The organism is Phormidesmis priestleyi ULC007, assembly GCF_001895925.1.
GTDB lineage: Bacteria > Cyanobacteriota > Cyanobacteriia > Leptolyngbyales > Leptolyngbyaceae > Phormidesmis_A > Phormidesmis_A priestleyi_A.
Window position 1 is genome coordinate 1 of the sequence record NZ_MPPI01000036.1, and the last position, 22022, is coordinate 22022.

The window sequence follows — 22022 nt, forward strand, 5'->3', positions numbered from 1 at the left end:
TCTGAGTTTGAGAGCGTTAGTCTTAACCTCAACCCGTTGGGATCAATTCTGGAACAAGCTGAATCAATATGGCTTTTCCATTGCGCTCTAAGGGTATCAAATAAAGGTCGCACCCCTGTGATGCAGGTTTGTTTCTTTGCGGTGTCTGGAGTTTTGGAGAAAGAGGACGCGATCGCCCACATCAAACGATCGATCGAAAAAACCTACCGCAAAAAAGGCGATGAAATCGTCCAGATGAATCTGAATGCTGTTGATCAAACGCTGGAAAACCTCCATGAAGTGAATGTCCAAACTACACTCCACACTCCACACCCCACACCTTCAATCAAGCCCCCTGTAGCGGATACTGCACCCCCGTTTGTGCGCGAAGTTTTAGGCAAAATGATCGCGGGATGTGGCGATCGTCTTCCCGTGAGTGCTTTACCTGTAGACGGCACCTATCCTACAGGTACGGCAAAGTATGAAAAGCGCAATATTGCCCAAGAAATTCCAGTGTGGGACACCGATGTTTGTGTGCAATGTGGCAAGTGTGTGATGGTCTGTCCTCATAGTGTGATTCGCAGTAAAGTCTACGACGTAGAAGCATTGGAAACTGCGCCAGAAACCTTCAAACATACAAACGCCAGAGATCACGATTGGCAGGGGTTGAAGTTTACAATTCAGGTTGCTGTAGAAGATTGTACAGGCTGTGGCATTTGTGTCGATGTTTGCCCTGCCAAGAACAAATCGCAGCCGCGCTTGAAGGCAATCAATATGAACCCACAGCCACCCCTGCGCGAGTCAGAACGCAGCAATTGGGACTTTTTCTTGGATTTACCCAACCCCGATCGCCCATCGCTCAATCTCCACAAAATCAGTCAGCAGCAAATGCAAGAACCGCTGTTTGAGTTTTCGGGAGCCTGTGCCGGATGTGGAGAAACCCCTTACCTCAAATTAGTGAGTCAATTGTTTGGCGATCGCGCCCTGATTGCCAACGCTACAGGCTGTTCTTCTATCTACGGCGGCAACTTACCCACCACACCCTGGACTCACAACGCTGAAGGACGTGGCCCCGCCTGGTCGAATTCCCTGTTTGAAGACAATGCTGAGTTTGGTCTAGGTTTTCGCGTCTCTATTGATAAACAACGCGAATTTGCTAGTGAACTGCTTCAGCAATTAGCCTCCGAACTGGGAGAAGAATTAGTGAATGCCATTCTGAATGCAACTCAACACGATGAAGCCGACATCTACGAACAGCGCGATCGCGTGGCATTGCTCAAGGAAGGGATTCAAACTCTGCTTGAGCAAATATCTGATAACACTCTAAAATCCAAAATCCAAAACCTAAAATCCCTCGCTGATCTATTCGTCAAAAAGAGTGTCTGGATTATTGGTGGCGATGGTTGGGCGTATGACATTGGCTTTGGTGGCTTAGATCACGTTTTGGCAAGCGGTCGAAATGTCAATGTTCTGGTTTTGGATACCGAAGTGTACTCCAACACAGGCGGGCAGATGTCCAAATCCACCCCGCGTGGAGCCGTTGCCAAATTTGCAGCAGGCGGCAAACCTGCACCCAAAAAAGATCTGGGTTTAATCGCCATGACCTATGGCAATGTCTACGTTGCCAGTGTAGCAATGGGAGCCAGAGATGAACACACGCTCAAAGCCTTCCTGGAAGCCGAGGCGTATGATGGTCCCTCGCTGATCATTGCTTACAGCCATTGCATCGCCCACGGCATTGATATGAGTACCGCCATGCAGAATCAAAAAGCAGCAGTTGATTCTGGGCGGTGGCTGCTCTATCGCTACCATCCCGATCGCCGCCAACAGGGAGCCAACCCACTGCAACTCGATTCCCATGCACCCAAGATTCCCCTGGAGCGATCGATGTATCTAGAAAATCGGTTCAAGATGTTGACCAAAAGCCAGCCAGAAGCCGCAAAACGCCTGTTAGAGGAAGCGCAACAGGATGTCAACACGCGCTGGCAGATGTATCAATATCTAGCTGCCCGACCAACCCAGACTGCAAGGGAGGACTGAAATGGATTTGACTACAACCTATATGGGATTGACGTTGCGATCGCCCCTCGTCCCCTCCTCGTCCCCGCTTTCAGAAAACATCGACAACATCCAACTCATGGAAGATGCGGGAGCCGCTGCCGTAGTGATGCATTCCTTGTTTGAGGAACAGTTGCGGCTGGAACGCTACGAACTGCACCACCATTTGACCTACGGGACTGAGAGTTTTTCTGAAGCGCTCACCTATTTCCCCGAATTGGGCAGTTTTCGGGTGGATTCAGAAACTTATCTTGACCATATTTGCAAGGCAAAGGAGAAGGTCAACATTCCGATCATTGCCAGTTTGAATGGTTCCTCTGTGGGTGGTTGGACAAACTACGCCAAGCAAATTGAACAAGCAGGAGCCGATGCGCTGGAATTGAATGTGTATTACGTGCCAACTGATATGAATCTGACCGGAGCGCAAATTGAACAGACTTATATTGACATTCTTCAATCGGTAAAAGCAGCGGTCACGATTCCGGTTGCGATCAAACTCAGCCCCTACTTCACCAACCTGGCAAATATGGCGCAGCGTTTAGATCAGGTAGGTGCGAATGGACTGGTCTTATTCAATCGATTTTATCAGCCCGATATCAATTTAGAAACACTAGAAGTAGAACCAAATGTGCTCTTGAGTACACCACAGTCGATGCGGTTGCCACTCCGTTGGATGGCGATTCTCTACGGTCACGTCAACGCCAGTTTAGCCGCCACTAGCGGCATTCATAGCGGACAGGATGTGCTGAAAATGTTAATGGCAGGCGCGAATATTACTATGCTCTGCTCAGTGCTGTTGCAACACGGTATTCAGCAGATTCGCGTGATTGAACAGGAAATGCGGGAGTGGATGGAGCAATACGAATACGAATCAGTTCAGCAACTACAAGGGAGCATGAGTCAACAAAATTGCCCAAATCCGAGTGCGTTTGAACGTGCTCAATATATGCGATCGCTCCAAACTTATAAACGGCTCTGAATTTTACAAAAAAAGAGTATTATTAAATTTGATTTATTCAACTCATAAAAATCGAAGATATGTATCCAATCACGCTTGGCTATGAAGAGGCAAAAAATAGAATAAACTCTCTAATGCAGCATGGGCATCATGCAGAAGCTTTGGTCACCTCTGTATTTACGACAGAGAAAATGTTAAGACGTACTCTTAGAAAAATTATTGTATCGGCTGGATTTACCAGTAAAGTTGCTGAAAAATTGATTGGGAAAATCAATGGTTTAGAAGCGATTAAAATATATTGGGAGTTTTATGAGCCAAGTGGTAAGACACTAATCAAAGTAATCGGTGAACGAGAATGGAGCCAGATTAAACAATCGGCAGAGATGCGAAATAAATTAGTTCATGGAGTTCGAGTGTATGAACAAAGTCGTTGTCAAGAAAAGACTGAGAAATTACTCTCTACTTTAGATATCGTGAAGCAAAAACTTGACGAAACTTATGGCTATAGTGGATGGGAAAGATTCACAATTAGAAAAAGAAATAAATTACATATTGACCCAAAAGTGAAGATTGAAGAGAATAAATAAGTAGATCATTTTGATTACTTTATGCTTTTGACAGAAAGCCTTGAATTCCCCTTCACTGTAAAGAGGTCTCAATGAAATTCGTCGATGAATACCGGGATGCAGCCACTGCCCAACAGTATGCAAGGGCGATCGCCCAGATCACCACGCAACCCTGGACGATCATGGAAATCTGTGGCGGACAGACTCACTCGATCGTCAAATTTGGCGTTGACGAATTGTTGCCAAACGAGATTACGCTGATTCACGGTCCCGGTTGTCCCGTCTGTGTTACGCCGATCGAGTTGATTGATCAGGCAATTGCGATCGCATCCCTCCCTAATGTCATCTTCTGTTCTTTTGGCGATATGCTGCGCGTACCCGGTAGCCATGCGGATTTACTCACGGTTAAAGCCAAAGGGGGTGATATTCGGATTGTGTATTCCCCTCTAGATACGATCAACATCGCTCAGGCAAATCCCACAAAACAAATCGTATTTTTTGCCGTTGGGTTTGAAACCACTGCTCCTGCAACTGCGATGTTGGTTTATCAAGCACACCAGCAAGGTATTCAAAATATTTCCCTACTCGTCTCTCATGTTCTGGTTCCCCCCGCAATGGCAGCGATCCTGTCCTCACCTCAGAACAAAGTACAGGGCTTTTTAGCCGCAGGACATGTTTGTACAGTAATGGGCTACGGCGAGTATGAGGCGATCGCCCAGACCTATCAGGTTCCCATTGTGGTGACAGGGTTTGAACCCGTAGATATTCTCCAGGGCTTGTATCTGTGCATCCAGCAGCTAGAACACGGACAGGCACAGGTCGAAAATCAATATGCCCGTTCTGTGCGCCCATCGGGAAATGAGGTGGCTCAAAAACTGATGCGCGATGTGTTTGCGATCGTGCCCCGGCAATGGCGCGGCATTGGTGAAATTCCTTACAGTGGCTTGGGATTGCAGGATGCCTATGCTGACTTTGACGCACTCAAGCGGTTTAACCTCTCCACTGACACCGCGACAGAAGCCACCGAATGTATCAGTGGATTGATTCTCCAGGGCGTGAAGAAACCGCACGAATGTTCCGCCTTTGGCACTCGTTGCACACCCGAACATCCCCTCGGTGCGCCGATGGTATCTTCTGAAGGAGCCTGTGCCGCTTATTATCGCTACCGCCCCTGATATTGACTATGAGCATGAACCCCAACTTTACGCTGTCCTGCCCCATTCCGATTCAGCAATATCCAACAGTTTTGCTAGCACATGGAGGTGGCGGCAAGTTGATGCATCAGTTAATTGAACAAATGTTTGTACCAGCGTTTAGCAATGCAACACTGAATGTCCGGCAGGATGCGGCGGCGATCGCCCTCAATGGTCAAAACTTAGCCTTCACAACAGATTCTTATGTGGTTCGTCCCTTGTTCTTTCCCGGTGGCGATATTGGCTCTCTGGCAGTGAATGGTACGGTGAATGATTTGGCAATGGTCGGGGCGCGTCCCCTTTATCTGAGTGCTGGCTTCATTTTGGAAGAGGGGTTGCCAATGGAAACGCTATGGCGAATTGTACAGTCGATGCAGCAAGCCGCTCAAGCCGCGAATGTGCAGATCGTCACAGGTGATACAAAGGTTGTAGATAACGGTAAGGGCGACGGTATTTTTGTCAACACGGCTGGCATTGGCATCATTGAATATCCCCAAATCATTGCACCTCAGAGCGTTCAGCCCGGTGATGTTGTGATCTTAAATGGCGATATTGGACGACACGGCATTGCTATTATGGCGGTTCGTGAAGGGCTAGAGTTTGAAACCACGATCGAGAGCGATTCTGCCCCCCTTGCCGATTTAGTGCTTCAGCTTCTAGCAGCCGGAATTGAAATCCACTGCATGAGAGATTTGACCCGTGGTGGGTTAGCCAGTGCGCTGAATGAAATTGCTGAAGTCGCAGGGATGGAAATTGCGATCGTGGAAACCCAAATCCCCGTCCGCGAAGATGTTCAAGGTGCCTGCGAAATTTTGGGCTTTGACCCGCTTTATGTTGCCAACGAAGGACGATTCGTTGCTTTTATACCCACAAAAGACGCTGAACAGGCTTTAGGAATCATGCGTTCACATAAGATTGAAAAAGAAAACTCAAACCTATCAGACATCAATCCATGCATCATTGGTTATGTCACAGAAAAGTCATCAGGCATTGTGAAAATGACCAGTAAAATTGGTGTTCAACGCATCGTCGATATGTTAAGCGGTGAACAACTACCCCGCATCTGCTGAGGCACACAGCTTTCTCTTTTAAGGATATAGCAATCCTAAATGATTTGTGAAAGCGGGCGAAAGTGATAAACTGCTTTACATTCTCCAGTTAGTGCTGTCAATTTATCCATGAACGAACTCACTGAATTCATCCAGAGTAACCCTGATTCGCGTGAACTAAAACGGGCGTTAGCTAGTTCGGCGGGAATCCCCACACCAACGAAGCGTATGGTGTGGGATGAAAGCCAGGGTTATTTTTTGCCGTCTTGTTTGTGGTCTTCACCATCGCTGGAGAACAAGCAAGACAGGCAAAAAATAACCAATTTCTTACAAACGAAGCGATAGTTCTGATATACTTCTGAGCAAAGCAACATAAACGCTGCAAGTAGAATCCCAATACTAATCAAAATACCTTTGATTACGAAGACCTCCCATCATCCCAGCGATGTTTATCTAGGCGTTCTGTTTTCGATTGGTTAAGGTATTGCGTAGCTTCGCAGCAATTAGCGGCGCAAAGGTGAGAATAACAAGTCCGATTACCATTAAGCCACCCTGAGACAAATTATAGTCAGACAGAATCCGTTCCCAGGAATAGCCTAAAATTAATCGTCCTAAGCCAACCTCAAATGCCAGGGTTAAGACCGCCCACAACACGCCAATTTTTAACAATTGAGACCGTGATGCCTGAAGCCATGGCACAAAGAGAGTAGCGATGGCTAATATCAAAACAACACCTGTAAAAAACGAGACTTGACGAGCTGGGAGATCGCCAATTAGGGGCGCAAGCCATAACGTTCGAGCCGTGCCATGTAGCGTTTCGGCAAGGATGATCACAAACCAAACGACAACCCCTTTGAGCCAGACTATCATTACTTTCACCTTTGTGGATACCAGGTTTGATACCATTGCTGCATTTGTTCGATCTCAGCACTTTGACTGCGAGCGATCGATTGAGCCAGAGCACGAATTTCAGGATGCTTCGCACTATTCGCCACCATCGTAGACATCATGATTGCCATCTGATGATGAGGAATCATTTGCACAATGAATTCCCGATCAAAGTCCGCAGCGTTCTCTAAAGCATTGAGATCTGTACCCATCGATCCCTTGCCCACCTGTCCTCTACCCATCATTCCAGGTCGTTGGGAGGGTGATGCTACTCCATTACGCCGCATCATCCCCATTCCCATTCCAGCAGACCAAGCAGGAACATCTGCACCGTACCACTGTTTATACCAGGCTTGCATCTGCTGGATTTCCTGCGTTTGTGTAGTTTTAATGGCTTTAGCCAGCGCTTTGAGTTCAGGATGCTGTGCCCGACTGAGCGCTAAATCTGCCATTGCCACTGCGTCTTCATGATGAGGAATCATCATCACAATGAAGTGTTGATCTGCTTGAGCCATCATCCCTGGCATTCGAGGAATAGATGTTGGAGCGCTGGTCGGAGAACTTTGGGGAGAAATGACTTCTCTAGCTGATATATTTCCTGGAACAGTGGACGAATTCACAGAAGATGGCGGTTTGGGTCTGACGTTATAAACAATCAGTGATGCCAAAACTGCACCCATAGTCAATCCGATCAGACCATACAAGAGTGGTTTCTGATGGCTAAGTTTGTTCGCTTTCATGCTGCTGACTCCCTTTCAATCTATCCAATTTCAGCCTAGCGCTCAAATTTGAGGAACCTGTGAGGAGAAAGTGGTTAGCCCTGTTTTGCAGTTACATATTTTTATATTTGCAGCATTACTTGGGTGCGATCGCCCATACTCACAAGTTCCTCAGACTCTTTTTTTATAATCAAGGGATGGAGCTTCAGAGATATAGCAGTTTTCACTAGAGTGAGGTACGGCATCGCATCTATAATGCCTGTGCAGTAAGGATCTGATGTACTTCATTCATGCGGGAACCGCTATAAAGGCAATATCCAACACTCTTCAACACTCCATTAATGCTCTTAATAGTTGGAGAAAAAATTTTATGGTGCAAACAACAATTGCCCAATCATCTCTGTACGGAAAGGCACAAGCATTTGTATTACCTCTAAGGGATGTTGGCATTACAGATATCCCGATCGTGGGCGGCAAAAATGCATCCCTGGGAGAAATGCTGCAACAACTCTCTCCGAAAGGCATTAACGTTCCTGATGGCTTTGCGACAACGGCTTATGCCTACCGTCACTTTATTAAGGTTGCAGGACTAGAAGAAAAGCTCCGCCACCTCTTTGCAGCTCTGGATGTTGAGGACATGCCGAGTCTACAGCAGGTGGGACAGCAGGCACGATCGCTCATCCTTCAAACACCGTTTTCCGATGAGTTGCAAGCCGCCATTATCCAGGGCTATCAAACGTTGTGTGAATGTTATGGTGCGGATACAGACGTGGCAGTGCGTTCTAGCGCTACGGCAGAAGACTTGCCCGATGCTAGCTTTGCTGGACAGCAGGAAACCTATTTGAATGTGCATGGCAGCAACAGCGTATTAGAAGCCTGTCATAAGTGTTTTGCCTCGATTTTTACCGATCGCGCCATTTCCTATCGGCAAACCAAGGGTTTCGATCACTTTAATGTCGCCCTTTCAGTCGGTGTGCAAAAGATGGTGCGCTCTGATCTGGCAACTTCAGGCGTGATGTTTTCGATCGACACCGAAACAGGCTTCAAAGATGCGGCTTTGATTACCGCTGCCTACGGCTTAGGTGAAACCGTGGTGCAGGGTGCTGTCAATCCCGATGAATATTTAGTGTTCAAACCAACACTGAAGCAGGGATTCCGACCCATTTTAGAGAAGCGGCTGGGCAGCAAAGAAATCAAAATGATTTATGACGTGGGCGGCTCTAAGTTCACCAAGAATGTTCCCGTACCGCTAGAACAGCGACGGCAATTTGCCATTAGCGATGATGAGATTTTGACCCTGGCACGGTGGGCCTGTGAGATTGAAGACCACTACTCCACCGTTCGTGGTCTCTACACACCAATGGACATTGAATGGGCAAAAGATGGCATCACGAATGATCTCTTTATTGTGCAAGCCCGTCCAGAAACAGTGCAATCGCAGAAGATGCAAAACGTTCTGCGGAGCTACGAACTGAAAGAAAAAGGCAGCGCTTTAGTGAAGGGACGTGCGGTCGGTGAAATGATTGGTCAGGGCAAAGCCAGAGTCATTCTGGATAGCCACAACATTGATCAATTTCAAGCGGGTGAAGTATTGGTGACAAACCGGACTGACCCGGATTGGGAACCGATTATGAAACGAGCCAGTGCAATCGTCACCAATCAGGGCGGGCGTACCTGCCATGCTGCCATTATTGCCAGAGAAATGGGCATTCCGGCGATCGTCGGGTGTGGCAACGCGACCACTGTTTTGCAACCGGGACAGGCGCTTACCGTTTCTTGTGCTGAGGGTGAAGAAGGGCGAGTTTACGAGGGCTTATTATCCTTCAGTGTCAAGGAAATCCCCTTGGAAACATTACCCCGCACCCGCACCCAAATTCTGATGAATGTGGGTAATCCTGAGGAAGCCTTTGGTCTCTCTGCGATCCCGAGTGATGGCGTTGGCTTAGCCCGCATGGAATTTATCATTGCGAATCAAATTCAGGTGCATCCACTGGCACTGTTGTACTTTGATCAGTTAGAGAATGAACCTGATCGAGACAAGATTACTGAGTTAACGTCTCAGTATGAGGATAAAGCGCAATTCTTTGTAGACAAATTAGCACAGGGTATGGGCATGATCGCCGCTGCCTTTTATCCCAAACCTGTCATTGTTCGGATGTCTGACTTTAAAAGCAACGAATACGCCAATCTGATCGGTGGCAGGCAGTTTGAGCCGCATGAAGAGAACCCGATGATGGGCTGGCGTGGAGCATCTCGTTACTATGACGATCGCTATCGAGATGGCTTTGCCCTGGAATGTTACGCCATGAAGCGCGTGCGGGATGAGATGGGTTTAACCAACGTGATTTTGATGATCCCTTTCTGCCGCACACCTGAAGAAGGAAAATGTGTGTTGGCTGAGATGGCAAAACATAGTCTGACGCGAGGTGAAAACGGTCTAAAAGTCTATGTCATGTGCGAGTTACCCAGTAATGTGATGCTAGCAGATGAGTTCAGCCAAGTCTTTGATGGGTTTTCCATCGGCTCGAATGATCTGACGCAGTTAACGCTCGGACTCGATCGCGATTCATCCCTCGTTGCCCATTTGTTTGATGAACGGAATAACGCTGTGAAACGCATGATTCAGCAAGCGATCGTCACTGCAAAACGATGCGATCGCAAAATTGGTATTTGTGGTCAAGCTCCCAGCGACTATCCTGAGTTTGCTCGCTTCCTAGTTGAGCACGGCATTGATTCTATCAGCCTCAACCCAGATTCTGTCCTCAAAACACTGCTGGAAATTGCGGCGGTTGAAGCAGGTGAAATCTAATTGGAGAGTTTTACACCACTCGTTTGTTAATTTCTTGTTGCAGCTTCACATTCCAATAGCTCAACGACTCCTGGAAAAACATCCTGGGGGGTAATGGTTTGGATCGATTCGACATAGTAGCGGTTTTTGCGCTCCATCATCTCCTGAAGTCGTTTTTGAATTAGAAGATAGACAAGCGGAAAGTTCTCTCTTGTATTCTTTGCATCACAGAAGTCTTTCAAACTCGATCGCTTTGAACCAGGCTTAGAAACTACAGGTATCTCCGATGAACTCGTTGTCGCCGCATCAATCTACGTTATCTTGGTGGGTAGAAGTCTACACCTCTTTTCCCCAGAAAATTTATTACCTGGCCCCCTTCAACAGTCGAGAAGAGGCGAAGACTTCTAGAGGCGCACATATTGAAGCTCTGTATAACAACGAAGCGAGAGACATTGTTGCCTTGATCAAGTAGCGTTAGCCTAACAACTTTTTAATTAGAGAGCTATCATGTCAAACTCAGTGCGCCGTTACACTGCACCCCCTAGTAGCTGCCCGATCGCTTTTTTGCGGCAAGGCTCAACTGGAACTGATGTCATTGACTTGCAGTATAGCTTGCAACAGCGAGGCTTTAATCCAGGGGCGATCGATGGCAGCTTCGGCAGTCGCACCCACACCGCAGTTTACAGATTTCAATTTTCTCAAGAACTGTCGCTGACGGGCAGCGTTGATTTAGAAACTTGGCAAGCCCTAGATCATGTTTGTTAACTTGACGATCGCTCCGTCATTGCTTCAACTAGAACTCATACATTTCGCATCGTAATTCATCAACTCAATCAAGAAATCAAACACTTTTCCAGCATCTTTATAAAAGAGTTTCTCTAGCTCTTTCAACTTTAACCATTGAATCTTTGGAAAAATAGTGATATTAGATGTTGATCGGGGTAAGGAATCTAATACCTAATCTATTGCCCAATGAAGCTATCTCTAAAAACTCTAGGAGTTGCCCCCAACGCTTGGGCAGTCGATGCAGCCACCGCCGATATTACCCGACCGCCTTTAGAGCCAAAGCCGATCGCGATCGCCACAGACACCAAAACGCTGCGCCTTGATCTAGCCAAAGCCGCAATTCTGGTGATCGATATGCAGAACGATTTTTGTCATGCGGATGGCTGGTTGGCGCACATTGGGGTCGATGTCACCCCAGCCAGAACTCCGATCGCGCCACTCCAACGATTCTTACCAGGGCTGCGAAGTCAGCAAGTGCCTGTAATTTGGGTCAACTGGGGCAATCGTCCTGATTTGCTCAACATTAGTGCGGCGGCTCTTCACGTCTACAATCCCACTGGGTCGGGCATTGGGTTGGGTGATCCATTACCTCGCAATCAAGCGCCAGTGCTGATGGCAGGAAGTTGGGGAGCCGCTGTCGTCGATGAGCTAACCCAAGCGCCCGAAGATGTCTGTGTGAATAAGTATCGTATGAGTGGCTTTTGGGACACGCCACTCGATAGCATTCTCCGCAACTTGGGCAAAACGACGCTCTTTTTTGCAGGGGTAAATGCTGATCAGTGCGTCATGACAACCTTACAAGACGCGAACTTTTTAGGCTATGACTGTTGTTTAATCAAAGACTGCACTGCCACGACTTCGCCTGATTTTTGTTGGCAAGCTACCTTGTATAACGTCAAACAATGCTTTGGGTTTGTCACCGAATCTGAGGCGATTTTGAGTGCGATCGCAAAATAGGGGCACGACACTGCCATGTCCTTACCTCAACATTCGGGCGGATTGTATCAGAATTGGCAAACAAGTTAAATATAAGAGGCTGAGATCAGACTATTCGCCACTCTTAGAGGAGACTCTCATGCTCGAAGACAGTTGTGTAATCGCTGTAGTCAAATCTCCGCAAGATTATCAGGCTTATCGCATTAGCCCTCAAGATTCAAATCGGTTGGCGATCGTGTTTGACCCCGCGATCGCCAATTTTTCGATGACATTCTGTGTGGAAATTTTTGATGTTGGTGGAAAAACGCCGCCTAATCGTCATCAAATGGCGATCGAGATGTTTTTTGTCCTCAAAGGGCAAGGCATCGCCATTTGTGATGGCAAAGAAGTGCCGATTCAGGCGGGTGACAGTCTTCTCGTTCCGCCGACGGGCATTCACCAAGTCAAAAACACTGGCTCTGAGCGACTTTATGCTCTGTGTTTTATGGTGCCAAACGAAGACTTTGCCGAACTGATTCGCAGTGGCGTTCGGGTTGAGCTAGACGAAGAAGATATGGCAGTTTTGCGGCGCACTCCCGTTCCCAAACTTTCTCATGTTTAAAGTGTTGCCTAAGCAGACGCATTCGATGCAGACGCGCGATCGCGTGCGTTTGGATGCAGATGTTTACTATCCCGATGCAGTTGGCCCGTTTCCGGTGCTGCTGATGCGGCAACCTTATGGGCGGGCGATCGCGTCTACGATCGTGTATGCTCACCCGATCTGGTATGCGGCTCACGGCTACATTGTGGTCATTCAAGATGTGCGGGGTCGCGGCACTTCTGAAGGAGAATTTTGGCTGTTTGAAGATGAGATCGAAGATGGCTACGACACGGTGAATTGGGCGGCAGCGCTTCCTCAGAGCAGTGGCGTGGTGGGAATGTATGGGTTTTCCTATCAGGGCATGACTCAACTCTATGCGGCGGTGAAACGTCCCGTTGCGCTCAAGGCGTTGTGCCCCGCGATGTTGGGCTATGACCTCTATCACGATTGGGCTTATGAGGGCGGGGCGTTTTGTCTGCAAGCAAATTTAGGATGGGCGATCCAAGTTGCGGCAGAAACGGCACGACTCAAAGCAGACGAAGCGACATTTTTAGCGCTTTCTGATGCCGCGAGAAACTTGCCGCTGCACGATCCTGTTCCGGCTCGTCCCGCGATTATGAGTGAGTTGGCAGCAGATTCATTTTATCACGATTGGCTCGATCGTCCCCCATCTGATCCTTATTGGCAGAGACTATCTCCCAAAACTTATGTCGAAGCGTTTGATCTGCCAATGCTGCATATTGGCGGTTGGTTCGACCCCTTTATGCGCGGCACATTAAATCTCTACAATGCAACGGCAGCGCGTAGCCAACATCCTCAGCATTTGTTAGTCGGAGCCTGGGCACATTTGCCCTGGGGTCGCAAAGTAGGTTCAGTGGATTATGGATCAGAGGCGGCAAGCTTGTGCGATCGCGCTCAAATTCGCTGGTTTGACCAATTTCTTAAAGGCATTGACACCGAACTCCTGAACGAACCCTCCGTTAAATTATTTGAACTCGGAAGCAACCAGTGGCGATCGTTCGATCGCTTTCCCACTGACGCTAAGACTCCCTACTATCTCACCAGCACCGGGCTGGCTGGACTTACGGACGCTGACGGTTCGTTAACTTCGACTCCGGGTGATTATTCTGCCTTTGATCAACTGGTTCATGATCCTTGGCGACCTGTTCCGGCGTTGGGTGGTCATGCGTCTGCGCCGTCTGGCTCGTTCGATCGCGCCTCTCTTGATTGCCGAAGTGATGTTCTCACCTACACTTCTGCGCCTTTTGATGACGGGTTGCAGGTGATCGGACAAGCGATCGTCACGCTCTATTGCAGCGCCGATATGCCCAGCTTTGACTTATCTGCGGTGCTGTCTGAAGTTCGTCCGAACGGCGGAGTTTATAACGTCACTCAAGGCTATCGACGCGTCAACTCTAGCGAAGTGACCGAGCCATTGCAGATTGTTCTTCAGCCTATTTGCATTCAGATTGCTAAAGGGAGTGCAATTCGACTCAGCTTGAGTGCCGCCTGTTTTCCTGCCTACCCGGTGAATGGGGGAACCGGAGCCACGCCAGGAGAGGCAAAAGCGATCGCAGCTCAAATCATCACGCTCACCCTGCAAACTGAAGATTCTTGCGTCTTATTGCCGATCTCAACCTAATAGGGACACTAAATTCGACTACGATTGGCAGAAATCACGGATGCTGACACACTATTGAGAGGTTGTCACACTAGAGGATTAGTGATTTTGTGCCAAGAAACCCATTCGATCGGAGTCGATTTCGATGAAGCAACTCAGCGTCAAAATTGCCCACCTGCCAGATGATTGGGCACCCATTCGGGCAATTCGCCGCGCCGTGTTTCAGCAGGAGCAAGGCGTTGAGGAAGCCTTAGAATTTGACGGACGGGATGACGAAGCCGTTCAGTTTTTAGCGTCTCTAGACGATCGCCCCGTCGGAACGGCTCGAATTCGCTTTTTAAGTCAATCTACGGCAAAGTTAGAACGTCTTGCAGTGCTATCGGATGCCAGAAAACAAGGAGTCGGTCAACAGATCATGCAGACCGCTCTCAAGTTTTTAGGTGAAAAAAACATTTCAGAAATCCGTATTCATGCCCAAGAACCTGTAAAAGAGTTCTATCAGGCATTGGGGTTTGAGGCTGAAGGCGATCGGTTTGAAGAAGCCGGAATTCCTCACTTTAAAATGAGCAAACGATTGGGATGAATTAGTGGGCGCGACAAAACCAGACTGGATTAAAGGATTGCCGATTTTAGGACTGATCTGGCTCACCGGAGCCGTGATCGATCGAGTCTGGTTTGCGATCGACCAATCCATTCCCGGCTGGGATCAAGCTGACTATCTCACGGGCGCGATGAACTATTGGCGCGCGCTGCAATCTCCTCAGTGGTTTTCTCAAAGCTGGTGGGCAGAGTTTTGGATGCTGTCGTCTAAAATTCCGCCTTTAGTCTACATTTCGACCGTGCCGTTTTTATCGATCTTTGGCACAGGAGTCGAACAGTCTACGATCGTCAATCTGCTTTATAGCGCGATTCTGCTCGGCTCTGTTTATGGGCTAGGGGCACGGTTGTTTGATGTCCAAGTCGGTCTATGGGCAGCCGCTATTTGCCTGCTGTTTCCAGAACTTTATAGAATTCGCTTAGACTTTCTGCTCGACTACCCATTAGTCGCTATGGTGACTTTAAGCATTTTCACCTTAACGATGTGGGCAGTTAGCAAGGGTGAATCTCTGAGCAAATCTCAAAATCATCCTTCTTTTCATGGATTAACGCTGCATCCTGCAAGTTATCCCTGGATTTGGTCGATCGCTTTTGGCATTGCTTTTGGGCTGTCGCTCTTAACGAAACAAACCGCTCTATTATTTTTAGCCGTGCCGATCGCCTGGTTATTATTCACATTTCTCTGGCAAAAAGCGTGGATAAAACTGGCTCAACTGCTGCTGAGTTTGACGATCGCGCTGACCATCTGCCTCCCGTGGTATCGCCTCAATTGGCTGCTGGTTTTAACCTCTAGTAAACGCGCCACGATCGATTCAGCCATTGTGGAAGGAGATCCGCCCCTCAACACGTTAGCTGCCTGGATTTTTTATCTCAAACTGTTGCCGTCTCTCGTGTCTTATCCATTGCTGATCGCGGGGCTAGTAGGGCTATTGCTCTATTGGAAGCGATCGGTGATTTTAGGTGAATGGTTTATCTCAGGCGGTCGGCTGCGACAGAAAATAGACTACGGCGGATTGCGAAAAAGAGGCTATCGACAAGCCATTTATCGCCGTTGGTGGCGATCGTTAGGGTGGCTTGCAGTGTTTTTAGCGGGCGGTTATTTATTGAGTTCGCTCAACGTCAACAAAGACGATCGCTACATCACGCCTTTGTTGCCTGTGCTAGCGGTAGTGTTAGCACAGGGATTGGTGCTATTTCCCGATCGCTTACGTGGCTTGCGCTGGGGCGCTGTTGGGTTGTCAACTCTGATCATGGTGTTTAACTTAATGCCGATCGAGTTTGTTCCTAGATTCTGGTCAAGCACTTACTCTCATCACGCAACACTGGCAGCAGACTGGCATCACGAAGACGTAATTGATGAAGTGATTCGCACCGATCCCTATCTCCGCAGCACAGTAGGCGTACTCCCTTCTTTACCGAGCTTCAATCAACACAACCTCAACTATTTCGGAGTGCTGCAAAACTTTCAGGTTTATGGGCGGCAAGTTGGCACAAGACTCAAGCAAGTTGAACAAGATGCCCGATCGCTGTCCTGGTTTGTGACGAAAAGTGGCGATCAAGGTTCTATTCGCCAATCATCGGCTCTAACTGCATTAGAGAAGACGATCGTTCAAAGCTCAGATCTTCAGTTAAAAAAAACCTGGTCACTTCCCGATCGCAGCACGCTTTATCTCTATCATCGTCAGGTTCCGACGCTGCAAGTTCAACCGCTTGAGACTAAAGGTGGACAACCTGTACGGTTAGAGCAGGTGCGAGTGCCCAATCAAGCGGCACCCGGACAACCTTTACCCGTCACTTATCGCTGGTCAGGCTCTTGGAAAGAGTTGAAATCAGGCTTAGTGTTACTTACCTGGAGTCGAACAGATGGAACTAAAGCCGGAAATCGCTGGCTGCATGACCACGCGATCGCGTTAGGAATGCTGCAACCCAAGGCGGGCAAAGACAATGCTCAATTTCAGATCATCGAACGACTCGCCATGTTGCCGCCTGCTAATGCCGCAGGAAGCTATACCCTAACGGCAACCTACCTCAACTCTAAAACAGGCGAAACTTATAGAATTCCGGTGCCAGAAGTGCGGTTAAAGATTAATGCTGATGCGATCGCCATTGCAGACGCGCAGGTTGATTTTGTGACAAGGCTACGATCGCTGTCTGCCCTGATCCCCAAAGGAGTCAGTGCGCTCCCTGGGGTTTTTGAGCAAATCGGCAGCATCAATCAATATGACCCTACTCAAAGCTATGCAGTGCAAGCGCGTCAAACGTTAGCCTATCGACTTCAGCAAGAGCCTAAAAACCTTGAGTTTGCCTATAATCTGGCACTGGCAACAGTGTTGACTCGGCAGGTCGATCGCGCGATCGTTGCCTTTGAGCGAGTCACTCAATTAGACTCCAAAAACCCCTATGCTTATGCCTATCTGGCGTTTGTCAATCTCTATGACTTTCGACCTAAAGCGGCTCAAACTGCTTTGCGATCGGCGTTGGCACTCAACCCAAACCTACCAGAACTACACGCCCTCAATGGAGTTGCTGCTCTCATGCAGGGCAATCTAGTTCAAGCGGGGCAGGAAGCGAGGACGTTTCAAAAGGGTTAGATAGGTAGACTAATCCTGGGCAGAGTTGTCTCAAAGACAGAAATAGGACTAGCGGCAGAGTTGAGCGATGATAAACCAAGCATAAACGAAGCAAAAAGACTTTGTTCGCTGCTCTAGCATCTTGTTATAGTGATTTGAACTTCTAGCATAGAGAAATCTTTTATGGCACTCAATGACTTTAGAGAAGTATTTCTTCCTTACTGTTTAAAAAAGCAAGATGATGGACGATACGTGGTGCTTAACAGAGAATATAAGCCGATTGGCTTCAAAAATAGAGAAAATGTCAAGTATGAGGACTATCCTATTTGTGTTGAATTGAAAGGGATAGGTTCAGCAACAGCGGCAAAGCTTTCTTACAAAGGTGATTCAAGTATGGATAATATTTATTTATACAATGATAGTTGTGTTCCGACTGAAAGTGCCGAACACATGAAAAATTACCTTAAACGCTTAGAAATCTTGGCAAAACTTAAAGTTGTCTAGTTAAGTAAATATAGTCAGTTTATGAAAATCTTCACTGTGATCGTTGAGCAAGGTTATGACACAAACTTCTATGTTGGCTACTTAACTATCCTTTGGGTGTTCAGAGGACACTTTAGAAATTTGTTTCGAGATTTCAGGATTGTAGAGCCGGAGATAATTCCAATAATTGCCGAAGACTGATTTCACATAACCCTTAGTTTCATCGTAGGGAATCATCTCAACAAACTCATCGGTGTCTTGGGTTTTTGCCTTGGATAGCCAACCCCCAACCGCGCCAGGGCCCGCGTTGTAACTCGCGACCGCCAACATCGAATTGTTGTTGTACTCCAGGTGAGTATGATCGAGATACCAGGTGCCTAGCCGAATATTGTCGTTAGGGTCATCGAGCTTAAACTGTTTGAGTTTGATATTGCTGGCGATAAACGTTGCGGTGTCGGGCATCACCTGCATCAAACCCGTTGCGCCCACCGATGATTTAATTTTTGACTCAAAGCGAGACTCTTGGCGAATCAGCGCTGTCACCAAAAGCGGATTGAGTTGCTGCTGCTGTGACCAATTTTCGATTTCCTGCAAATAGGGAAACGGATAGAGTGCTTGCCAGTAGGCAGATTGTTGCTTTAGCGATCGATACTGTTCTTTTTCTTCGGGCTTGTCGCGATCGCTGAGATTGGACACCATAAAAATGCCGTCTAGATTATCGCCGACTCCTAAGCGCATCACGCCATCGGTAAACTGTTCTGCCATCGTGGGAGCCATGCGACCTTGGAACTCAATCTGCCAATGAGTCCAGGCATCGCGGTCTTGCCCAAGCTGGTAGAGTTCTTTGAGAACAGGCGACCCGCTAACCAGTTCGGGGCGAGTGGCGGGTTTATTAACAGCAGGGTTGAGCGATCGCACACTGTTAAAGTCGCCAACATTCCAGCCTAGTCTACTGGCCGATCGCCACGCATAATAAGAGTCTGAATGCTGGGCAAGCACTTTTTGATAGATAGCTTTTGCTTCGTCAGATTTGCCGAGTTTCTCAGTCCATTTGCCGACCCAAAACCCAGCTTGTGCGGCGATTTCACTATCGGGGTTGTTGTTAAGAATCGGTTCTGCCCACTGTTTTGCGAGTCGAAAATCTCCGGCTTTGGCGCGTTCTTGAGCATAGGCCCAGCGCATTTCTGCTGCCGCATCGGTGTTGGCATATTGAGTTAGCACGAGTTGCCGGACTTGAGTCGCAAATTTGCTGCTGTTGAGTTTGTCTAGTTGTTTAGATTTTTCGACCAGCGCGGCAGGTGCACGATCGGGAAAGTGTTGAATCACCTGATCGAGATAAGCGATCGCGAGTTGGGGCTGTTCTGCTAATGCCGCAAGTCGAGTCAGCGCTAACCCAGCTTCGGGTGAGTTGGGAAACTGTTGGACGACCTGCCGATAGCGATCTTCTCCCCCCGGTTTGCCGCTTAAATGGAGGCCGCGGGCGGCTCGATAGGCGTTGACAGCAGTTTGAGGCGCACGAGCGTAGGCAAAAGCACCTTTGTCATAAACCTGATTTTCCCAATAGCCAAACGCGATCGCTTCCCAATCTTTGGGCTGTAGCTGAGGGGCAAATTTTTCGGTTATTTTATTGAGAACCCCCGTGTAGCCTTCGCTATTAGTTGCATGATTTACAATCAGCATTAGCAATGCAAGCTGATTGGGATTCTTTTTGAGGCGGAGTTGAGCAATTTCGACTGATCGAGGATGCGCCGGAAACTTCTCGATCGCTTGATCCCAATATTTAGGATTCGACTTCCCTAAGAAAAACAGCGCTTCTGCGGCAGCCGGATCATTGGGATATTGCTTTACTAATTCCTGCCAGGTTGCCGTTGTCTCCGATTGCTTTCCAGCTACTTCGTAAGCTTGGGCGCGTTTCAGCAGCACTTGCGCCGAGAGCACCGGGTAGTCTTTTTCTAAACCTTTGAGTGATTCGATCGCTTTGTCACCTTGCCCCTGAGCGATCAGATCGCTTGCCAACAGATATCGGGCCCGATTACGCTCTAGCGAAACCGTGGACTTTTGGGCGGTTGCCTTGAGAGTGGCGGCACGTTGATTAGGCGATTGAGCAATCAGCGGGCTGACGATCGTACTCGGCGAACCCACGCTTTCTGGTTTAGTGGAATTTGATCCCAAACCTATGGCTTGATGGGAAGCGTCCTTCAGTTTCTCGATCGGCAAAAAAGTGCCAATCAATAAAGCTGACAGCCCGGTGCCTGCTGCCAGCACAATCCAAATCTTTCGTTGCTTCAACATCGATTCTCTCCCAGGGTGGGTGAAATCTTCTAAAACTCCTAGCAGTTATAGCAAAGATCTGTAAGGTGCTAGTAAGAAAAAATAAATATGAAGAGTTTTTGTATCTTAAAACACTTGGAAATTCATTGTAAGTCCTTTTTGCTACTGGTGGAGGTACTCGATCAAGTCAATCTGGATGATCAACCGAAATAGAACTCTAAAAGTTACTCACATCCCCAAAATTTACCCACACCTCTTTCAGTTTTGATCGATACTGGATCAATCATTGAACCCCAAACGAAAGGTTAGGTAATGAAGTTACAAGCAACAGATACTTCGCGTCTCAACTGGTCTGGTGATGGTCTGGCGATCGGCTTATTTGAAGATGAGGTTGAGCTAACGGGCGATTTGGCAGCCCTTGACGAACAGCTTTTGGGATCGCTAAAAGACTTGATTGCTGACATGGATTTTAAAGGCAAATCTGGCAGCAGTGTCTCGACTCGTGTCGGTAATCAACAGCCGATTCGCAAGCTGATTTTGGTGGGGTTGGGCAAATCAGACGCGCTCAAACTAGATGGGATCAGGCGATCGGCGGCGGCGGCGGCAAAACTGGCTAAAAAAGAACGTTGCAAAACTTTGGGCATTAGCTTGCCTACTTGGAATCAGGACGCAGCGGCCACCGCTCAAGCGATCGTCGAAGGCATCGAACTCGCGCTCTATCAAGACACCCGCTTTAAGTCAGAACCTGATGACAAACCCAACGTCGAACAAGTTGACTTAATTGGGTTAGCCGGACAAGACGCTGCGATCGACCATGCCCGCAAAGTTTGCTCTGGTGTCTTTTTAGCACGAGAACTGGTTGCCGCACCTGCAAACTATGTCACGCCGATCACTCTGGCAGAAACTGCACAAGCGATCGCGCAAGAATATGGTTTAAACCTCGAAATCTTAGAGAAAGAAGAATGCGAAGCGCTAGGCATGGGGGCGTTTTTAGGAGTCTCTCAAGCGTCTGATTTGCCGCCCAAGTTCATTCACTTGACCTATAAACCTGATGGCACACCGCGACGCAAATTGGCGATCATCGGCAAGGGGATCACGTTTGATTCGGGCGGGTTAAACATTAAAGGCGCAGGCAGCGGCATCGAGATGATGAAGACCGACATGGGCGGAGCGGGCGCTGCGTTTGGGGCGGCAAAGGCGATCGCTCAAATCAAACCGGATGTTGAGATTCACTTTATCGTCGCTGCGGCTGAGAATATGATCAGTGGTCATGCCATTCACCCCGGCGATATTCTCACTGCCTCGAATGGGAAGACGATTGAAATTAACAACACTGATGCAGAAGGGCGGTTAACGCTGGCAGATGCACTGGTGTTTACTGAAAAACTGGGTGTGGACGCGATCGTTGATCTGGCAACGCTAACGGGGGCCTGTGTGGTTGCATTAGGTGACGATATCGCTGGGTTGTGGAGTCCTGATGATGGGGTGGCAACTCAACTTCAACACGCCTCAGAGCAAGCAGGCGAGAAACTTTGGCGGATGCCGATGGAGGAGAAATATTTTGAGAGCATGAAGTCTGGCATCGCCGATATGAAAAACGCAGGTGCCCGCGCGGGTGGGGCAATTAGTGCAGCGATGTTTCTCAAGCAGTTTGTGAAAGAAACTCCTTGGGCACACCTGGATGTCGCTGGGCCGGTTTGGGCGGATAAAGAAAACGGCTATAACGGGGCAGGCGCGACTGGATATGGTGTGAGAACGCTGGTGAATTGGGTGATGGGCTGATCCGAATGGGCTGTGCGATCGTCTTGCAGATATTGCCACGCTGACGTTGCTGAACGAATGCATGATTGGGGTAGGGGCAATCCCCCCGTGGTTGCCCTCTTCGCGTAAGGGGTAGGCACGGGGGCGCTATCCCTACCGTCGTTTCATACCCACAATTCGCAACGCCAAATTCGGGTTTTATAATTCACAATTCTCGAT

The 22022-nt window shown here is 48.3% G+C and carries 18 protein-coding genes; 15 read left to right on the forward strand and 3 right to left on the reverse strand.

The features are described from left to right. Window positions 1-120 precede the first annotated feature (120 nt). The 5 genes from BRW63_RS21180 (at window position 121) to hypE (ending at window position 5824) form a co-directional block, all read left to right on the forward strand. A complete protein-coding gene (locus BRW63_RS21180) occupies window positions 121-2019 on the forward strand; it encodes a 4Fe-4S double cluster binding domain-containing protein (RefSeq protein ID WP_262983562.1) in 1899 nt (632 codons plus the stop codon). A 1-nt stretch (window position 2020) separates the two neighbouring features. Then, a complete protein-coding gene (locus tag BRW63_RS21185; RefSeq protein WP_073074398.1) occupies window positions 2021-3016 on the forward strand; it encodes a dihydroorotate dehydrogenase-like protein in 996 nt (331 codons plus the stop codon). Between the two features lie 59 nt (window positions 3017-3075). Beyond that, on the forward strand, window positions 3076-3582 hold the full coding sequence (locus BRW63_RS21190; RefSeq protein WP_073074399.1) for a hypothetical protein: 507 nt from the start codon (window positions 3076-3078) through the stop codon (window positions 3580-3582). 71 nt (window positions 3583-3653) lie between these two features. Continuing rightward, a complete protein-coding gene (gene hypD / locus BRW63_RS21195) occupies window positions 3654-4736 on the forward strand; it encodes a hydrogenase formation protein HypD (RefSeq protein WP_073074400.1) in 1083 nt (360 codons plus the stop codon). An 8-nt stretch (window positions 4737-4744) separates the two neighbouring features. After that, a complete protein-coding gene (hypE, locus tag BRW63_RS21200; RefSeq protein ID WP_073074401.1) occupies window positions 4745-5824 on the forward strand; it encodes a hydrogenase expression/formation protein HypE in 1080 nt (359 codons plus the stop codon). 432 nt (window positions 5825-6256) lie between these two features. Here the strand turns inward: hypE and BRW63_RS21205 are convergent, their stop codons facing one another. Both BRW63_RS21205 and BRW63_RS21210 read right to left on the reverse strand, forming a co-directional pair. After that, window positions 6257-6673, reverse strand: a complete 417-nt coding sequence (locus BRW63_RS21205) for a hypothetical protein (RefSeq protein WP_073074402.1) — start codon at window positions 6671-6673, stop codon at window positions 6257-6259. Between the two features lie 5 nt (window positions 6674-6678). After that, on the reverse strand, window positions 6679-7431 hold the full coding sequence (locus BRW63_RS21210; protein WP_073074403.1) for a DUF305 domain-containing protein: 753 nt from the start codon (window positions 7429-7431) through the stop codon (window positions 6679-6681). Between the two features lie 349 nt (window positions 7432-7780). Here BRW63_RS21210 and ppsA point away from each other — a divergent pair, with 349 nt between their 5' ends. The 9 genes from ppsA to BRW63_RS21255 all read left to right on the forward strand — a co-directional run bounded on the left by ppsA (window position 7781) and on the right by BRW63_RS21255 (window position 17792). Further along, the gene (ppsA, locus tag BRW63_RS21215) at window positions 7781-10219 is read left to right on the forward strand and encodes a phosphoenolpyruvate synthase (RefSeq protein WP_073074404.1); all 2439 of its coding nucleotides are present in this window, start codon (window positions 7781-7783) and stop codon (window positions 10217-10219) included. 265 nt (window positions 10220-10484) lie between these two features. Continuing rightward, window positions 10485-10670: a DUF1816 domain-containing protein gene (locus BRW63_RS21220; protein WP_073074405.1), complete on the forward strand. Its 186-nt coding sequence runs from the start codon at window positions 10485-10487 to the stop codon at window positions 10668-10670. A gap of 35 nt (window positions 10671-10705) precedes the next feature. Next, window positions 10706-10963, forward strand: a complete 258-nt coding sequence (locus tag BRW63_RS21225) for a peptidoglycan-binding domain-containing protein (RefSeq protein WP_073074406.1) — start codon at window positions 10706-10708, stop codon at window positions 10961-10963. A gap of 207 nt (window positions 10964-11170) precedes the next feature. After that, on the forward strand, window positions 11171-11941 hold the full coding sequence (locus tag BRW63_RS21230) for a cysteine hydrolase family protein (protein WP_073074407.1): 771 nt from the start codon (window positions 11171-11173) through the stop codon (window positions 11939-11941). A gap of 118 nt (window positions 11942-12059) precedes the next feature. After that, window positions 12060-12521: a cupin domain-containing protein gene (locus BRW63_RS21235; RefSeq protein WP_073074408.1), complete on the forward strand. Its 462-nt coding sequence runs from the start codon at window positions 12060-12062 to the stop codon at window positions 12519-12521. Window position 12522: 1 nt separating this feature from the next. Continuing rightward, the gene (locus tag BRW63_RS21240) at window positions 12523-14142 is read left to right on the forward strand and encodes a CocE/NonD family hydrolase (RefSeq protein WP_317615839.1); all 1620 of its coding nucleotides are present in this window, start codon (window positions 12523-12525) and stop codon (window positions 14140-14142) included. A 124-nt stretch (window positions 14143-14266) separates the two neighbouring features. Then, window positions 14267-14704 (forward strand): GNAT family N-acetyltransferase, encoded by a 438-nt coding sequence (locus BRW63_RS21245; RefSeq protein ID WP_073074410.1) that lies wholly within the window; start codon window positions 14267-14269, stop codon window positions 14702-14704. A gap of 4 nt (window positions 14705-14708) precedes the next feature. After that, window positions 14709-17309, forward strand: coding sequence for a phospholipid carrier-dependent glycosyltransferase (locus tag BRW63_RS21250; RefSeq protein WP_073074411.1), 2601 nt, complete (start codon window positions 14709-14711; stop codon window positions 17307-17309). A gap of 162 nt (window positions 17310-17471) precedes the next feature. Further along, window positions 17472-17792 (forward strand): hypothetical protein, encoded by a 321-nt coding sequence (locus tag BRW63_RS21255; protein WP_073074412.1) that lies wholly within the window; start codon window positions 17472-17474, stop codon window positions 17790-17792. 81 nt (window positions 17793-17873) lie between these two features. Here BRW63_RS21255 and BRW63_RS21260 read toward each other — a convergent pair whose 3' ends face one another. Continuing rightward, window positions 17874-20063 carry a lytic transglycosylase domain-containing protein gene (locus tag BRW63_RS21260; RefSeq protein ID WP_073074413.1) on the reverse strand — a complete coding sequence of 730 codons (2190 nt, stop codon included), beginning with the start codon at window positions 20061-20063 and terminating at the stop codon, window positions 17874-17876. A 291-nt stretch (window positions 20064-20354) separates the two neighbouring features. Between BRW63_RS21260 and BRW63_RS21265 the strand changes: the two genes are divergently transcribed. Beyond that, a complete protein-coding gene (locus BRW63_RS21265) occupies window positions 20355-21824 on the forward strand; it encodes a leucyl aminopeptidase (protein WP_073074414.1) in 1470 nt (489 codons plus the stop codon). Window positions 21825-22022: the final 198 nt, after the last annotated feature.

Excerpts from the sequence above, each read along its gene's own strand:
- BRW63_RS21180 (WP_262983562.1), top strand. The coding sequence starts at position 121 with ATGCAGGTTTGTTTCTTTGCGGTGTCTGGAGTTTTGGAGAAAGAGGAC.
- BRW63_RS21185 (WP_073074398.1), top strand. The coding sequence starts at position 2,021 with ATGGATTTGACTACAACCTATATGGGATTGACGTTGCGATCGCCCCTC.
- BRW63_RS21190 (WP_073074399.1), top strand. The coding sequence starts at position 3,076 with ATGTATCCAATCACGCTTGGCTATGAAGAGGCAAAAAATAGAATAAAC.
- hypD (WP_073074400.1), top strand. The coding sequence starts at position 3,654 with ATGAAATTCGTCGATGAATACCGGGATGCAGCCACTGCCCAACAGTAT.
- hypE (WP_073074401.1), top strand. The coding sequence starts at position 4,745 with ATGAGCATGAACCCCAACTTTACGCTGTCCTGCCCCATTCCGATTCAG.
- BRW63_RS21205 (WP_073074402.1), bottom strand. The coding sequence starts at position 6,673 with ATGATAGTCTGGCTCAAAGGGGTTGTCGTTTGGTTTGTGATCATCCTT.
- BRW63_RS21210 (WP_073074403.1), bottom strand. The coding sequence starts at position 7,431 with ATGAAAGCGAACAAACTTAGCCATCAGAAACCACTCTTGTATGGTCTG.
- ppsA (WP_073074404.1), top strand. The coding sequence starts at position 7,781 with ATGGTGCAAACAACAATTGCCCAATCATCTCTGTACGGAAAGGCACAA.
- BRW63_RS21220 (WP_073074405.1), top strand. The coding sequence starts at position 10,485 with ATGAACTCGTTGTCGCCGCATCAATCTACGTTATCTTGGTGGGTAGAA.
- BRW63_RS21225 (WP_073074406.1), top strand. The coding sequence starts at position 10,706 with ATGTCAAACTCAGTGCGCCGTTACACTGCACCCCCTAGTAGCTGCCCG.
- BRW63_RS21230 (WP_073074407.1), top strand. The coding sequence starts at position 11,171 with ATGAAGCTATCTCTAAAAACTCTAGGAGTTGCCCCCAACGCTTGGGCA.
- BRW63_RS21235 (WP_073074408.1), top strand. The coding sequence starts at position 12,060 with ATGCTCGAAGACAGTTGTGTAATCGCTGTAGTCAAATCTCCGCAAGAT.
- BRW63_RS21245 (WP_073074410.1), top strand. The coding sequence starts at position 14,267 with ATGAAGCAACTCAGCGTCAAAATTGCCCACCTGCCAGATGATTGGGCA.
- BRW63_RS21255 (WP_073074412.1), top strand. The coding sequence starts at position 17,472 with ATGGCACTCAATGACTTTAGAGAAGTATTTCTTCCTTACTGTTTAAAA.
- BRW63_RS21260 (WP_073074413.1), bottom strand. The coding sequence starts at position 20,063 with ATGTTGAAGCAACGAAAGATTTGGATTGTGCTGGCAGCAGGCACCGGG.
- BRW63_RS21265 (WP_073074414.1), top strand. The coding sequence starts at position 20,355 with ATGAAGTTACAAGCAACAGATACTTCGCGTCTCAACTGGTCTGGTGAT.